11 protein-coding genes are annotated in these 15,730 nt (G+C 47.6%); 8 read left to right on the top strand and 3 right to left on the bottom strand.

Annotation, left to right across the window (positions count from 1 at the left end; all coding sequences use genetic code 11):
* Positions 1-14 precede the first annotated feature (14 nt).
* Entirely contained in the window at positions 15-1,577 is a 1,563-nt protein-coding gene (locus OS145_RS06425; protein WP_006955446.1) for a peptide MFS transporter, read from the bottom strand.
* Between the two features lie 117 nt (positions 1,578-1,694).
* The gene (locus tag OS145_RS06420) at positions 1,695-2,465 is read right to left on the bottom strand and encodes a TerC family protein (RefSeq protein WP_006955445.1); all 771 of its coding nucleotides are present in this window, start codon (positions 2,463-2,465) and stop codon (positions 1,695-1,697) included.
* 158 nt (positions 2,466-2,623) lie between these two features.
* Between OS145_RS06420 and OS145_RS06415 the strand changes: the two genes are divergently transcribed.
* The 8 genes from OS145_RS06415 (at position 2,624) to OS145_RS06380 (ending at position 14,981) form a co-directional block, all read left to right on the top strand.
* Positions 2,624-3,307, top strand: a complete 684-nt coding sequence (locus OS145_RS06415; protein ID WP_006955444.1) for a GntR family transcriptional regulator — start codon at positions 2,624-2,626, stop codon at positions 3,305-3,307.
* A 2-nt stretch (positions 3,308-3,309) separates the two neighbouring features.
* Positions 3,310-4,191 (top strand): methylisocitrate lyase, encoded by an 882-nt coding sequence (prpB, locus tag OS145_RS06410; RefSeq protein ID WP_006955443.1) that lies wholly within the window; start codon positions 3,310-3,312, stop codon positions 4,189-4,191.
* Positions 4,192-4,350: 159 nt separating this feature from the next.
* Complete coding sequence (prpC, locus tag OS145_RS06405; protein WP_006955442.1) at positions 4,351-5,475, top strand: bifunctional 2-methylcitrate synthase/citrate synthase; 1,125 nt, start codon at positions 4,351-4,353, stop codon at positions 5,473-5,475.
* A gap of 12 nt (positions 5,476-5,487) precedes the next feature.
* On the top strand, positions 5,488-8,085 hold the full coding sequence (acnD, locus tag OS145_RS06400) for a Fe/S-dependent 2-methylisocitrate dehydratase AcnD (protein ID WP_006955441.1): 2,598 nt from the start codon (positions 5,488-5,490) through the stop codon (positions 8,083-8,085).
* Between the two features lies 1 nt (position 8,086).
* The gene (prpF, locus tag OS145_RS06395; RefSeq protein ID WP_006955439.1) at positions 8,087-9,268 is read left to right on the top strand and encodes a 2-methylaconitate cis-trans isomerase PrpF; all 1,182 of its coding nucleotides are present in this window, start codon (positions 8,087-8,089) and stop codon (positions 9,266-9,268) included.
* 152 nt (positions 9,269-9,420) lie between these two features.
* A complete protein-coding gene (locus OS145_RS06390; RefSeq protein WP_006955438.1) occupies positions 9,421-13,104 on the top strand; it encodes an ATP-binding protein in 3,684 nt (1,227 codons plus the stop codon).
* The gene (locus OS145_RS06385; RefSeq protein WP_006955436.1) at positions 13,101-13,721 is read left to right on the top strand and encodes a condensin complex protein MksE; all 621 of its coding nucleotides are present in this window, start codon (positions 13,101-13,103) and stop codon (positions 13,719-13,721) included. The genes OS145_RS06390 and OS145_RS06385 overlap by 4 nt, the downstream gene beginning before the upstream one ends.
* A complete protein-coding gene (locus tag OS145_RS06380) occupies positions 13,722-14,981 on the top strand; it encodes a hypothetical protein (protein WP_006955435.1) in 1,260 nt (419 codons plus the stop codon).
* 12 nt (positions 14,982-14,993) lie between these two features.
* Here the strand turns inward: OS145_RS06380 and OS145_RS06375 are convergent, their stop codons facing one another.
* Complete coding sequence (locus OS145_RS06375) at positions 14,994-15,728, bottom strand: 3'-5' exonuclease (RefSeq protein ID WP_006955434.1); 735 nt, start codon at positions 15,726-15,728, stop codon at positions 14,994-14,996.
* Between the last annotated feature and the right edge of the window lie 2 nt (positions 15,729-15,730).

The following is a 15,730-nucleotide window of genomic DNA, read 5'->3' as shown; positions in this document are numbered from 1 at the left end:
CGATACATCTCACTTTACGGTTTATTGACTGGCTCATTAGCGTCAATAACCGCACCTGGATGATCATCGTTGTCAGCTTCACCGTCGTCTGGTGGCAGCTTTTCCCACTTACGAGTGAAGAAGGCGAGAACGAATACTACCGCACCCACACTGACACCGAATAGGAATATCGTCCAGTAGAGCTCTGGCATGGCTTGAGGGTTTTCAGGATCAAGACCACCTGCTAACAAGCCAGCAATTAAGTTACCCATCGCATAGGTCAATACGAATACGCCCATTAACTGACCCGCCATGCGTTTTGGCGACAATTTACTTACGGCACTTAATGCGACAGGGCTCAAGCATAGTTCACCCACGGTGTGAATGAAGTAAACAGCAACTAGCCAGTAAGGCGCGACCTTAAGGCCACTTGCAGCGGCTTGAGAGGCGAAGAACATGACGATAAAGCCGGTTGCCATGATCATCAGACCGATTGCACTCTTAAAACCGTAAGAAGGGTTAATCATGCGTTTACTGAGGTTAATCCAAAGCGCCGCGAAGAATGGTGACAACGTGACCAGGAAAATTGAATTTAACGATTGGAACCAAGTCGTTGGAATTTCAAAGTCGCCAATCATACGATCGGTTAAGTCACGTGCAAACAAATTAAATGAAGAACCGGCTTGCTCGAAGCCTGCCCAGAACATGGTTGATGCGATACACACGAGGAACAAGGCGCCGAGGCGTTTCATTTCATTGCGTGTCAGTTTACCAAACAGGAAAATACTCAGGTAATACACGAAGAAAATGATAGTAAAGATAACGGCCACGTTGCCAGCTAATACCACTGGATCAATAACAATAATATTGTTTAGCGCTAGATAGGTGACGGTTGCCAGACCCGCCAATAGCAAATAAATTACTGCCCAGCTACGCTTGGCAGCACCTGCGCTCATAGGTTTAGCTGGCTTCTCGCCAACACCCTTTAACTTGGGCTGTGTCAATTTGTATTGAATTAGGCCAAAAGCCATACCTACTGCTGCAGCACCAAAGCCCCAGTGATAACCGGCATTTTCTTGCAAGTAACCGGTAACGAAGTAACCGATAATAGAACCAATGTTAATACCCATGTAGTAAAGGGTATAGCCACCATCACGACGGTCATCATTTGAACTATACAGTTGACCCACCATCGCCGTGATATTCGGTTTGAGAAGACCTGTTCCAAGAACAACGAGGATCATACCGATAAAGAAGCTGGCTTCGCTTGGGATTGCCAGTACGATATGGCCCAGCATGATGATGATGCCACCATACCAGGTTGCGCGTTGGCCACCCAGAAGGCGGTCAGCAATCCAACCACCAGGAAGGCCCATGAAATAAACAGCACCGGTATAAAGACCGTATATTGCTGTGGCGGAGGCGACGGTAATGGCAAGTCCACCTTCTTGCATTGAGGCGGTCATAAACAGCACGAGCAACGCGCGCATGCCGTAGTAACTCATGCGCTCCCACATTTCGGTAAAGAACAGGGTTTGAAGTCCCCCTGGCTGTCCGAAAAAACTAGCGTCTTTGTCGACAATATTTTTTGGATCCATTTTAATTATCCGTTTGTTATAAAAATTAATGTTGACCCATTCGACTTTGGTCGAAGTCGAAAAAAGTGGTCATACTTTACTAGCCAATGCCCATGATTAAAACCTTTAGCGATGAATTTATTGGTTTTTGGGTTGGCTGTCCCCCGGGATAGACTTTCTCAGCTGTACAGGTTCTGAGGCCCGTTTTTTGGCACGCACGCGGATGTTTAAAAATTCCACCGCAAGTGAGAACGCCATGGCAAAATAGACATACCCTTTAGGCACATGAAAGCCCATTCCCTCGCCAACTAACGTCATGCCAATCAAAATGAGGAAACTTAACGCTAACATCTTAATAGTCGGGTGTTTGTCGACAAAATCTGAAACCGACTTAGCCGCAATCAGCATGACGCCAACGGATAGGATAACCGCAATCACCATGACCGACAGATGATCCGCTAAACCGACCGCAGTAATGACTGAATCAAGTGAGAATACGATATCGAGCACTGCAATTTGCACCAGTATAGCGACAAAATTGGCTTGTACAGCACTGTGTCCCTCGCTCGACTCGCCTTCAAGCGCATGGTGTATCTCTAAGGTACTTTTGCCAAGTAAGAATAAGCCACCCAGCAGTAAGATGAGATCACGCCCCGAGATTGATTTACCAAGGACGTCGAATAAGGGAGTTGTTAATGACATGACCCAAGTGAGGGAGAATAAAAGCGATAGTCGCGTGCCCATTGCTAATATTAGGCCCAGCGTTCTAGCTCGGTTCCGCTGGTGTTCAGGCAAACGACCAACTAAAATAGAAATGAAAATAATGTTATCAATGCCCAGTACAATTTCTAATGCGGTCAGTGTAGCCAATGCAATCCACGCCTCGGGCATGGCGATCCACTCAAACATAATCTTCTCCGAAATTTGACGTCGTAAATTATAGTGAAGGTCTTCAACTGAAAAGCAATCTTTCCAGTATTGTCGACAATACTTTATAAATATGCTTGTAATATACCTAAATGATCGGGCAGAATAGTAACAACACTTAATTATGTCGACAATTTGATATGGAAGTGCTTTCACCTATTGCCAAACCAGCTGTAACCTCCGCTGACCGGGTTCTTGTTCAGATTCAAAGAGCCGTGGTCGAGGGCGAAATTGCCGCTGGGAGCAAAATTAGCGAGCCTGAGCTTGCTCGTAAATTTAACATCAGCCGTGCACCTCTGCGCGAGGCACTTGCTCGGTTGGAGCGCTGCCATCTCATTGAACGAACGCCAAATGCCGGAGCCCGTGTCGTTCAGCTATCTTATCAAGGACTCATCCATTTATATCAAATTCGGGAAGAATTAGAAGGGTTAGCGTGTCGGTTGGCTGCCGAGTACATGGCAACCGAGGAAATCGAGCAACTTCAGAGTTTGCTTGACCAACACTTATCGCATCAGCGCGTGCGCGAAGGTGAAAGTTACTATCAAGAAGCGGGCGATTTGGACTTTCATTATCGTGTCATCTTAGGGAGCAAGAATCCCTATCTGATAAATATGCTCTGTGATGAACTTTACTATTTGGTCAGGATGTATCGCGTCCAAATGGGGATGAATGGACCTCGTGTTTCACGCGCCTTTGATGAGCATAAAGCGATTTTGACCGCCATTGGCAATCGTGACGGTGAACTCGCGGACTTATTGATGCGGCGTCATATTAGCGCGTCGCGTAAAAACATCGAAATTAAACTAGCACAACAGGAGAAGTGATAATGAGTAACGGAATCCAAAGTGCGGGCGCAAAACTGCGTCGTGCAATTGAACAAGAAAATCCTTTGCAGATCGTCGGTACGATTAACGCTTACACAGCCATGATGGCTGAAAAAGTGGGCCACAAAGCGCTTTATTTGTCGGGCGCAGGTGTTGCTAATGCCTCTTTTGGTTTACCTGACTTGGGTATGACTTCACTGAATGACGTGTGCGAAGATATTCGCCGTATTACCGGCGCTTCAGACTTGCCATTATTAGTTGATGCCGACACAGGCTGGGGTGGTGCATTCAATATCGCACGCACTGTTAAAGAAATGACGCGTGCAGGTGCAGCGGGTATTCATATTGAAGACCAAGTTGCGCAAAAGCGTTGCGGTCATCGCCCAAATAAAGAGATCGTTACTCAAGCTGAGATGGTTGACCGCGTTAAGGCGGCCGTTGATGCCCGTATTGACGACCAGTTTTTAATTATGGCGCGTACTGACGCGTTGCAGCAACAAGGCTTAGATGCTGCCATTGAGCGCGCGCAAGCGTGTGTCGATGTGGGTGCGGATGCGATTTTTGCAGAAGCGGTACACACACTGGAGCAATATCAAGCCTTTACTGAAGCGCTTGATGTGCCAGTATTGGCTAACATTACCGAATTCGGAGCAACGCCATTGTTCAATAAGCAAGAGCTGGCTGACGTCGGTGTCGATATTGTATTGTATCCGTTGAGCGCATTCCGTGCGATGAACAAAGCAGCGTTAAATGTCTACAATAGTATTCTTGAGAACGGCGATCAGAAAGCGGTTGTTGATGATATGCAAACGCGTGCAGAACTCTATGAGTTCTTGAACTACCATGAGTTCGAAGAAAAACTAGACAACCTATTTAAAAAATAAGCTCGGTAGCTTGCGCCTTGGGCGCAAGAATTGATTATGTAGCTTGCGCCTTAGGCGCAAGAATTGATTTTGTAGCTTGCGCCTTGGGCGCAAGAATTGATTTTGTAGCTTGCGCCTTAGGCGCAAGTCAATCACAACAAATTAAGAAGGAATAAAACCATGGCAGAGAAAAAACTAGGTGGTGCAGGATTACGCGGCCAATCAGCGGGTGAAACCGCACTATGTACGGTGGGTAAATCAGGTTCTGGCCTTACTTATCGTGGCTATGACATTAAAGAGTTAGCGGAGAAGGTGAGCTTTGAAGAAGTCGCGTATTTGCTAGCGAAGGGTGAATTACCCAATCAAGCTGAATTAGATGCATACCGTAAGCGTCTAAAATCCATGCGCATCCTACCGCAGGAAGTCAAAGACGTACTGGAGCGTATTCCAAAAGAAGCGCATCCGATGGACGTGCTACGTACAGGTTGCTCAATGTTAGGCAACCTCGAGACTGAAGAAAGCTTCGATGAAGCGGACGATAAAATCGAACGTATGATTGCAACTTTCCCAGGTATGGTGCTGTATTGGTACCGTTTTACACACGATGGCGTGCGTATCGATACTGATTCTGAAGAACAGTCCACAGGTGCCCATTTCCTACGCCTATTGCATGATGAATCGCCGTCTAAATTACATGCTGACGTGATGAATACGTCGTTAATCTTGTATGCAGAGCACGAGTTTAATGCATCAACCTTCACAGCGCGTGTATGTGCTTCGACACTATCTGACATCCACTCGTGTGTAACCGGTGCGATCGGTTCATTGCGTGGTCCATTGCATGGCGGAGCCAACGAAGCCGCAATGGAGCTTATCGAGGACATGAAAGATCCAGAAGATGCTGAGAAAACACTCATGGGTATGCTCGAGCGTAAAGAGAAGATCATGGGCTTTGGCCATGCAATTTATCGCGAGTTTGACCCACGCAATGACATTATCAAAGCATGGTCTAAGAAGCTTGCCGAAGAGAATGGCGATTCTCGCTTGTATGATGTTTCTGTGCGCTGTGAAGAAGTCATGTGGCGTGAGAAGAAGCTGTTCCCGAACGCGGACTTTTTCCACGCGTCTGCATACAACTATATGAACATTCCGACAAAACTGTTCACACCTATCTTTGTGATGTCACGTGTGACGGGTTGGACGGCACACGTGAAAGAGCAACGCGCAAACAACCGTATCATTCGTCCTTCGGCGGATTACACCGGCCCAGAAGCGCGTCCAGTACCCGCTATCAGCGAACGATAAGTAGGTGGTGGGATGAGTTCGAATTACCGTAAATCGTTAAAAGGCACCACGCTCGAGTACTTTGATGCTCGAGCAGCGGTGGAAGATATTGAAGCGGGCGCCTACGACAAGCTACCTTACTCGAGCCGAGTCTTTGCCGAGAACTTGGTGCGCCGCTGTGAACCCGAGCTTCTTAAACAGTCACTTGAGCAATTAATTTACCGCAAACGTGAGCATGATTTTCCGTGGTTTCCAGCCCGTGTCGTTTGCCATGATATCTTAGGTCAGACCGCGTTGGTCGACTTAGCGGGATTGCGTGATGCTATCGCTGAGAAAGGGGGTGATCCGGCAAAAGTGAACCCGGTGGTTCCCACTCAGTTGATTGTTGACCACTCGCTCGCGGTGGAGCATGCAGGCTTTGAAAAGGACGCGTTCGAGAAGAACCGTGCGATTGAAGACCGTCGCAATGATGATCGCTTTCACTTTATTAACTGGACTAAAACTGCGTTTAAAAACGTGGATGTTATCCCTCCGGGGAACGGCATCATGCACCAGATCAATTTGGAGAAGATGTCACCGGTTGTGCAAGTGCGTGACAACGTCGCCTTTGTAGATACCTGCGTAGGCACGGACAGCCACACGCCGATGGTTGATGCCTTGGGTGTTATCTCGGTAGGTGTGGGCGGTCTTGAGGCTGAGAGTGTAATGCTTGGCCGTGCATCTTATCTACGCTTGCCTGATATCGTGGGCGTTGAATTGACTGGTAAGTTACAGCCAGGCATCACCAGCACCGATTTGGTACTCGCATTGACTCAGTTCCTGCGTAAAGAACGTGTGGTCGGTGCTTACCTCGAGTTTTATGGTGAAGGTGCTAAAGCCCTGACGGTCGGCGATCGGGCGACTATCTCTAATATGACGCCAGAATACGGTGCCACGGCAGCGATGTTCTACATTGATGAGCAGACCATTGATTATCTTAAATTAACTGGACGTGATGACGATCAGGTCGAGTTGGTGGAACAATACGCCAAAGAGACTGGGTTATGGGGCGATAGTCTTGAAACCGCAGAATATGAGCGTGTTCTAACGTTTGATTTAAGCCAAGTAAAACGTAACCTAGCGGGGCCGTCAAACCCTCATTCATTGTTGCCCGCTGGCGAGTTGACTGAGCGGGGAGTGGCGAAACATATTGAGTCACCTGAAGATGGAAAAATGCCTGATGGCGCGGTAATTATCGCAGCTATTACGAGCTGTACAAACACCAGTAACCCGCGCAATATGATTGCGGCGGGCTTGATAGCGCGTAACGCCAATAAATTGGGTTTAACGCGTAAGCCATGGGTAAAAAGCTCACTCGCACCGGGCTCTAAGACGGTTAAGATGTACTTAGAAGAAGCGCAATTGTTGCCAGAACTGGAAACACTCGGTTTTGGTGTCGTGGCGTTTGCATGTACTACCTGTAATGGTATGAGTGGTGCACTTGATCCTAAGATCCAACAAGAAATTATCGACCGTGATTTGTTCTCGACAGCAGTGCTATCGGGTAACCGTAACTTTGATGGTCGGATTCACCCTTATGCAAAACAAGCGTTCTTAGCATCACCGCCATTGGTTGTTGCTTATGCGATTGCGGGCACTATGCGCTTTGATATCGAGAAAGACGTGTTGGGCTATGACACTGACGGCAACGCAGTCACGTTAAAAGACATCTGGCCAAGTGACGAGGAAATTGACGCTATCGTTAAATCGAGCGTTAAGCCTGAGCAGTTCCGGAAAGTGTACGATCCGATGTTTAATCTTTCGGTCGATTACGGTGACGATATTAACCCACTCTATGATTGGCGTGAAATGTCGACCTACATCCGTCGGCCCCCGTACTGGGAAGGTGCGTTGGCCGCTAAGCCAAGCTTAACAGGGATGCGTCCTTTAGCGGTACTTGGCGACAACATTACTACGGATCATTTGTCACCTTCGAATGCGATTCTTGCTGACAGTGCAGCCGGTGAATACCTCGCTAAAATGGGCTTGCCAGAAGAAGACTTTAACTCTTATGCGACCCACCGTGGCGATCATTTAACGGCTCAACGTGCAACGTTTGCCAACCCGAAATTGTTTAACGAAATGGTGCGGGATGATGCTGGCAATGTGATTCAAGGTTCGTTGGCACGGATTGAACCTGAGGGTAAAACCGTACGCATGTGGGAAGCGATTGAGCACTATATGACTCAAAAGCAACCATTGATCATCGTGGCAGGTGCTGACTATGGTCAAGGTTCATCGCGCGACTGGGCCGCTAAAGGTGTCCGCTTAGCTGGGGTTGAAGCTATCGTAGCAGAAGGTTTCGAGCGTATTCACCGTACCAACTTAATTGGTATGGGCGTTTTGCCACTGCAGTTTGAAGAGGGCACAACCCGCAAGACGTTAGCACTTGATGGTTCTGAAACCTATGATGTTAAGGGCGAACCGGCTCCTGGTGCGCGACTGAGTTTAATGATTCACCGAGCCAATGGTGAAGATATTGAAGTGCCCGTGATCTGCCGCTTGGATACCAAAGAAGAAGTATCCATTTATTCGGCGGGTGGTGTGCTTCAACGGTTTGCACAAGACTTTCTTGAGGCTGAGGCAAGTTGATATGAAATTTAGGCCACAGTTGAAAATTCCCGCCACCTATATGCGTGGCGGGACTTCAAAAGGTGTATTCTTTAACTTAGCGGACTTACCTGAGGCCGCGCAGCAGCCAGGTAACGTGCGCGATGCACTTCTGATGCGCGTGATTGGCAGCCCCGATCCTTACGCTAAGCATACTGATGGTATGGGCGGCGCGACATCAAGCACCAGTAAAACGGTCATCGTGTCGAAAAGCACGCAACCCAACCATGATGTCGATTATCTATTTGGTCAGGTATCGATTGATACCCCCTTTGTTGACTGGAGCGGTAACTGCGGTAATTTGTCGTCTGCGGTGGGGGCTTTTGCAATAACTCAAGGCCTCGTTGACGCCGATCGCGTGCCGGAAAACGGTATCGCTGAAGTCCGTATTTGGCAGGCAAACATTGGCAAAACTATTGTCAATAAGGTACCGATGCAAGACGGACAAGTACAAGAAATGGGTGACTTTGAGCTTGATGGTGTGACGTTTCCAGCGGCTGAAGTGGCGATCGAGTTTATGGATCCCTCCGCCGATGGTGAGCAGATGTTTCCCACCGGAAATCTTGTCGATACATTTGAGGTGCCTGGCGTCGGAACCTTAGAGGCTACCTTTATCAATGCGGGTATTCCTACCGTATTTCTGCGTGCCGAGGCGTTAGGCTATGAGGGAACTGAGTTGCAAGAAGCGATTAATGGTGACGCAGCAGCCTTGACGCGACTCGAAACGATTCGGGCTCATGCCGCGGTTCGCATGGGATTGATCGATAAGGTAGAAGAAGCCGTGCAACGTCAACATACGCCGAAATTAGCCTTTGTAGCACCCGGTAAGACCTACACCGCCTCGAGCGGTAAAGTGATTGAGGCCAGTGATGTTGACTTGCTTGTCCGTGCTATGTCGATGGGTAAACTACATCACGCGATGATGGGAACGGCTGCGGTGGCGATTGGCACAGCCGCTTCTATTCCAGGTACATTAGTAAACCAAGCCGCCGGTGGCGGTGAGCGCACGATGGTCAACTTTGGTCATCCGTCGGGTACGTTGCAAGTCGGTGCTGAAACGCTCCTAAAAGATGGTGAATGGCGTGCTGTCAAAGCCATTATGAGTCGAAGTGCACGTGTGCTTATGGAAGGCTGGGTGAGAGTACCTGCAGAGGTGTTGGATTAATGACCCGCTAATTCATAACGATTGCTGAAAGCGTCCTTTGGGGCGCTTTTTTTATGGTTTTAACGGATGTAAATTGTCCGTTAGTGCATCGCTCACGATGCAGAATGCATGCTATCATTAACGGCTTTGGTGAAGGTGTTACGAGGAACAATATGGCAGGTAATGCGGCTCGTCTTAAAAAAATAATTATGATTAACGGTCACCTCCCGGGTATCGTGGAACTGGATTTAGAAGGGCACACCAATATTTGTGGTAGTAACGCGTCGGGGAAAACCACGTTACAACGTATGATCCCCGTGTTTTATGGCGAGCAACCCAATAAAGTGGTGCCTAAAACCCGCGACAACTTTGACAAGTTCTATCTGCCGTACAGTAATAGCTACATTATTTATTCATATCGGTCTGCGGCGCAACGCGACGTCCAAGTGGTGTTGACCAAACGCAACGATGGCGTTGATTACCGTTTTATCGATGCTGAATATTGCCCACAAGACTACCTCGACGAGCAAGGTGATAAAGTGGTTGCGGTTGACTACCAGGAGTGGTTGAAGCGATTGCGCGCGAAAGGGCATCTTTTTAGTCATAAAATCAGTGCAACAAGCGAGTTTCGTACGCTGATTCAAAATGATGTACAAGCGTTGCAACATACCCAAAAAGATAGCGTAAAACTGCGTCAATTGGCGGCACGCTTTGCATTGGTGAAAGCGCCTCATAAATTACGTCATATCGAAAAACTGGTCAGTGCTGTGCATGCTAAAGAAGGCAAAATGGATACTTTACGTAGCATGTTAGCGGCGATTCTAGAAGAAGACGGGCACGCTGTCCCCCACAGTTCGATTCGTGGTGAAAAGATCCGCAGATGGATTGAACAAATGCGGCAAACGATGCGCTTGGATGATCTACAGGCCGCTTTCACTAAACTCTCAAGCGGTGCTCATCGCTATGGCGATGAGTTAGCAGAGCTTTGGGCTATTCAACCTTTATTGCTTGAGCATAGAGAGCAGTTAGCTGATCAAGAGCGTGATTTAAAGGCAACGTTAAAGACAATTGAACAACGTATTAGTCAACGCACCGCCGATTATGAGCAGCAACGCGATCAAATCAATGAGACACTGAGCGAGTACAAGGCCGAGCTTAAACAAGTTGAGCGACAACTGGATGAAGCACAGAACAGGGCCGATGAATTTCGTGACGCTAATATTGAGGAGTGGGAACATACAATTGATCGTTTGCCCGAGCTACAGGAACAAGCGGAGGAAGTTAAACAGCAGCGCATTGTTTTGCTTGAGGCCCATCATGCTGAACGTCAACAACTCGATAGCGAGAAATTAAAACTAACGGAGCGGCAGCAACGGCGTGATGTGAAGCATCAAGCTAAACTCGACGCACTCGCGCAAGAACTGTCTGAGCTGCATGCACGCCACAGCGAGGCATTAAGTGAGTTCCGTGAACAACATCAACGCCACCGTAACGAGCAAACTGACCGTTGGCGTGATGAGCGAGAAGCCGTCAAGCTGAAACTGGCCGCGTTTAATTCGGAGAGTCATCACGCAAATGCAGAGGAGCAACAGCAATTAGATGCATTGTCCGAGCGCGTTGTTGATGCGCAAGAGCATCTCACCCTGCAACGCGATCAACTCGAACAAGCGCGTGAACAGCTCAACCAGTCACAGCGTAGTCGTCTACGTGTCAGTGAGGAATTAAACCGTACGCGTGAGCAGTTAGCCTCAGTAAAAATCACCGTTAAGCAAAAAGCGATCGAGCTTGAGCCCAATCCTGATAGCCTTCGAGGCTTTCTGCATAGCCATTTACCTACGTGGCATGACACGATTGGTAAGGTCATTTGTCCGTCACTATTAGAGCGCACCGACCTGAATCCTGTTTTTGAAGAAGCCAACGACAGTGTTTATGGTTTACAGATTGATTTGACGGCGATCGAGTTGACACCACACGATAATGAGCAGGGCAGACGTGAACTCGAGCAACTACAGAGCCAACAACAGTCGCTGATTAAACGGGTCGAAGAAATTGAACAGCAGCTAGGCCGCGAAAGCGAGTGTGTATCCGAGGCTGAAGCTCAGGTTCATCAGGTGCAGCATCAGCTTCAAAAACAACAGCGTGAAGTCGAATATGCGCTTGATGCTCAAGCTCGATTAAAAGCGGATATAAAGCGACAAGTCTCGGAGCGAGCTCAACAACTTCGAGCACAACAAGAGGCTTATGAAGAGCGGCTAGAAAGTCTTAATGAACACATTGAAAGTAGTACGCAAGCGTTAATCGAACAGCAACGTAGTGCAGAAATTGAGTTGAAAGCTGAACAGCAAGATGTGATCGCACAACTTGAGGAGTCGCAAGAGCTAGAACGTCAACAGCAGGCACAGGAACGTGCACAGGTTAAGGACGATATTAAGGCATTGGAGCGAGCATTTAGCGACAAACTTGCTCAGCAAGGTGTCAATGAACAGGATATTGAACAGTTAAAACAACGAGAAGAACAGTTAAATGACGCGATACATCAAGCGACTCAATGGAAAGAGCGCGTGCGCGAGTATCGATATTTTAAACAGTCCGTTTGGCAGTCAGCACGTCCGCAATGGCAAGCGCAAGAAAGACGGTTGCAGTCAGAGATTTTAACGCGAGAAGATCAAAAACGTTTAGCTAAAAATGTGTTTGAACAGAGTAAATCGCAAGATCTCGAGTTGCGTCAGCAGACTCAGTTGAAACTGGAACAGATAAGTGCGTTGTTACAGCGATTACGAGACAGCCTCAGTAAACTCGATCACTTGCCAGGACTTACGCCTGAGTTGCAGCAAAGACAACAGGCAAGCGCCTTAAAGGAAAGAGACAGTAGCGAACTTTTAGGTCGATGCGATGATGTGTACGAACGTTTCATGCATAGCGATAGAGTCCTTAGTGAGGAGCTTCGTCAGTTCGATAATCAACTACGTCGTGATGCGCAAGTAGACTTTCTTAACTTCATGGAAGAAAGCCGACAACGCATGAATGTGGGAGAAGACATTGCATCGAAATTGGCACTCTTCCAAGTGATGTTGGACTATCTCGAAGAGCACCAACAGGCAATATTGGCGACCGGTCACAATATTAGTAAAGATTTAGTAGACTTCTTTACTGTCTTTAATGATATCCATAAGCGTGTGGCTCAGTACAGCCGGCGTTTAACTGATGCCGTAGGCGATGAGCTGTCTTTATCAGGCATCGACCGCGCCGAAGTTAAAATCAGCTCAACTATCGATGCGTTGGGATTTTGGGAACCGCTCACACAGTTTGTAGCAAGTTATGAGCAATGGCAGCAGTCCGGCGATAGACTTCCAAACGAAGACTACTTGATGCAGTTGGGAATGGTCGCCGATATTTTGCGAGCCGATCAAAAATACAGTATCGAATCATTATTGAAGATTGAGTTGTTCTTAACCGAAGCAGGCAATGAGCTTGTGATTCGGAATGATCGCCAACTCGCTGAATCGTCGAGCCATGGAATGGCTTATCTGATCTTGTGTAAATTCTTATTAGCCTTCACACGTTTGTTACGCACGGATAGCGAGGCGATAACGCTCCATTGGCCGATTGACGAAATCGGTACGTTGGCCTATCACAACGTCGAGAAACTTTTTGATGCGTGTGATAGCAATCACATTCAAATTGTAGGCGCCTTTCCTAATCCTGAGTCTGATGTTTTGATGCTATTTAAGCATCGTTACTTAATTGAGGCACATCCAGACAAGGTGGGAAAAGGACAGTTGAAACGCATTCAACCAAAGGTTTCTGGATTATCTGAGAAGCTGGCTCACCTTGTTCAACAGGAGCACCACGTATGATGACATTTGGTCCCATTATCGAGACGCTACTGGCTGGCGAGTTTATTTGTAGTCAACGTTTCCCAGAGTATCATCGACAGTTACAAGATGAGACATTACAAAATCAGATAAATGATTATTTGCGTCCGTTAAATCGCACCGTGAGCCAGGCGGCTGACGGGAGCGTTTTTTTCTTAAGCTATCAGACGCTTGATAAATCGGGTCGTGAGCATTTACGTCAACAGTTTATTCAGACCCTTGCTACACTGATGCCGTTACTCGAATGGCTCACTCTGACACAAGAAGCGCTCGGCCACGATAGTACATTGGTGCCTGGCGACACGATTAAGCTTCCCGAGTGGGTTGTTGCCTGTGAGGACAACCCCAGTCTAAAACAACGCCTAGCAAATTTAGCACGTGACCGCTTTTTTAACTCGCAAGCCGAAACTGTCGATGCCCAAATAAAGCAAATTGCTAAGCGGTTGGTAGAGCATGGTTATTTTATCCAGCCTCACACGGACAGACCGTATTTTATTGTGACAGGAAAAGTGGATTATTTGATGGACGTAATCCGCTTTATTCGCGACGAAGAAAACCTTCCCGTTGAGGAGACACCTGAGCAAGAGGCGTTATTGTAGATGACTGATGAGCAACTCAATGTTTCCGACCAGCGGCTTGAGCAAGGTGAAAAGCGACTCAACCTGATAGGTCGACATGCAGGTATTTTGATGCAGGCCTATCAAACGGGGGAGCTTGATGCTTTGTCTGTTAATGAAGGAATACTGCGTAACCTCTTAAATGCACGGATTATTTATCAGCCGGAGCACGGTCAAGGGTATCGTTTGCGAGCGCCTATTGCACAACTCATTGCTAATTTAGTTGTGGATGAACGGCGACGGTCGATCCAAGCCGATGTTGCGGACAAGCTGGACTCTATTCGCAACCAGGTCGATGTGTTCAGAAAGGCGCACCAGCGCAGTGATATGTATCTAGCAGAGTTAAAGTTACATATTATTGAAGAGCGTGTTTATGACTTAGTCTCTGAGTTTGATGAAGCAATTCACAGTTTATGGAATCGATTGAATACCGATTTTGGCTTTGCCGCCAGTTTGGATGAGAAAATGGCTGAAAACCAGCGGGCACAAAACCAAATCGAGCGATTACTCGACGGACTTTCAATGGTCGATTACGAGGAGTGTATTGCGCTTGCCGATGGTCATGTAAAACTACGCCAACTACTGGTTGTGCAACTACAGCGCCGGACAAGCTTACAACGTGCAAGTATGCTCGAGATTCAACATCGAATGATTGAATTAATGAGCCGGTTTCGTGAACAGCAGTCGCGTAGTCTATTGGTTAATAATATGGCGCAGTTTCTGCGTCAACATCCCGAGCTTAAGGTCAGTGATTATACTGAACGCAGTGAAGTCCCCGAGTTGTTTAACCTAGCGCGTGGTATTCGTGCGGGTGCTCACGCGGATGTGCGTATTGAGAGTACTCAACAACAAACGTTAGACGTGCTGCATGAGGCGCTACATAAAACGCGTCACTTACGTACTGAACAAACTTCATCGAGTGAGTCAGCAAAAGCCATGGCGCAGTTTAGCGACGCGGTACTTGAAACTGAACAGCGACAGTTAAAGCAAGATGTTGATGAGTTTTTTATCGATGCAGCTCAAAGCCAGTATCCTCATTCCGCACTCGACTATCTAGTCAACAACGAACTGCGTTGGCAGCCAGAAATTTGGTTATTTCAGGTACTCAGTGAATACCAAACGCTAACGAAAAGTGTGCAAGTAGAATTGCCGCTGCAAAGGCGCGAACGCGCCGTAAGCAAAACTAATGAGGTGCATATTATTGAAGATTTAATTGTGCAGCCACCTAAACGAGTCGCCTAACAATATCTTTCACTAGGGCAACCAAATATCTTGCAGCGGCGAATCCAGACTGTAGCGATGACGGATTTGCGCTTGTAAGAGCTCAGCACATGCAAGCGCATCGGTGAGCGCATCATGGGGTGCGTAAAAGGGCAAGTTATAGCGCTCGCGACTATCGGCAAGACGAATAGATAGGGGACGCTTACCCATTAACCTTGACCAAAACGAACGACGTTGACGGTGAAAGCGTGCTTCAATGGCCATGGTATCGATGACAGGAAAATGGATATGTTCATTGAAACGCGCATCCATTGCTTTTTGTAGGAAAGGGCGCTCGATTCCGTTGTAATGAACGACCCAAATCTTGCCCGCGACTAAATCCAATAGCTCAGGCAAAATAGCCTCGATATCAGGAGCGGATTGAATATCAGAGTGAGTAATACCGTGAATAACGACAGATTCGTCCGTTAAGTCTTGTCGCGGTTTGACCACCCATTGCCGCGCTTGCGACATAAAGATCCGTTGAGCGGACATAGGTACGACAGCAATACTGACGATGCTATTACGTTGACAATCTAAGCCTGTGGTCTCGAAATCAACGGCGACCATCGGAGCGTCTTTAATCAAAGTCTCTTTGTTAACCATGCCCTGTTCAAAATAGTGTTTAAACATCGGGGTGCTGACATGGGCAGCCCATGTCGAGAAGTCCATTGACCAATCACGCTCAGCATCCGAATTAATCACCTCACGCGGCTTTAAATAAAACATGC

The organism is Idiomarina baltica OS145, assembly GCF_000152885.1.
GTDB lineage: Bacteria > Pseudomonadota > Gammaproteobacteria > Enterobacterales > Alteromonadaceae > Idiomarina > Idiomarina baltica.
This window is presented reverse-complemented; position numbering and strand designations above follow the sequence as displayed.

Bases quoted from the DNA above. Each gene is read 5' to 3' on its own strand.
- OS145_RS06380 (WP_006955435.1), top strand. From the start codon at position 13,722: ATGACTGATGAGCAACTCAATGTTTCCGACCAGCGGCTTGAGCAAGGT.
- prpB (WP_006955443.1), top strand. From the start codon at position 3,310: ATGAGTAACGGAATCCAAAGTGCGGGCGCAAAACTGCGTCGTGCAATT.
- OS145_RS06415 (WP_006955444.1), top strand. From the start codon at position 2,624: ATGGAAGTGCTTTCACCTATTGCCAAACCAGCTGTAACCTCCGCTGAC.
- OS145_RS06385 (WP_006955436.1), top strand. From the start codon at position 13,101: ATGATGACATTTGGTCCCATTATCGAGACGCTACTGGCTGGCGAGTTT.
- OS145_RS06420 (WP_006955445.1), bottom strand. From the start codon at position 2,465: ATGTTTGAGTGGATCGCCATGCCCGAGGCGTGGATTGCATTGGCTACA.
- OS145_RS06375 (WP_006955434.1), bottom strand. From the start codon at position 15,728: ATGTTTTATTTAAAGCCGCGTGAGGTGATTAATTCGGATGCTGAGCGT.
- OS145_RS06390 (WP_006955438.1), top strand. From the start codon at position 9,421: ATGGCAGGTAATGCGGCTCGTCTTAAAAAAATAATTATGATTAACGGT.
- prpC (WP_006955442.1), top strand. From the start codon at position 4,351: ATGGCAGAGAAAAAACTAGGTGGTGCAGGATTACGCGGCCAATCAGCG.
- acnD (WP_006955441.1), top strand. From the start codon at position 5,488: ATGAGTTCGAATTACCGTAAATCGTTAAAAGGCACCACGCTCGAGTAC.
- prpF (WP_006955439.1), top strand. From the start codon at position 8,087: ATGAAATTTAGGCCACAGTTGAAAATTCCCGCCACCTATATGCGTGGC.
- OS145_RS06425 (WP_006955446.1), bottom strand. From the start codon at position 1,577: ATGGATCCAAAAAATATTGTCGACAAAGACGCTAGTTTTTTCGGACAG.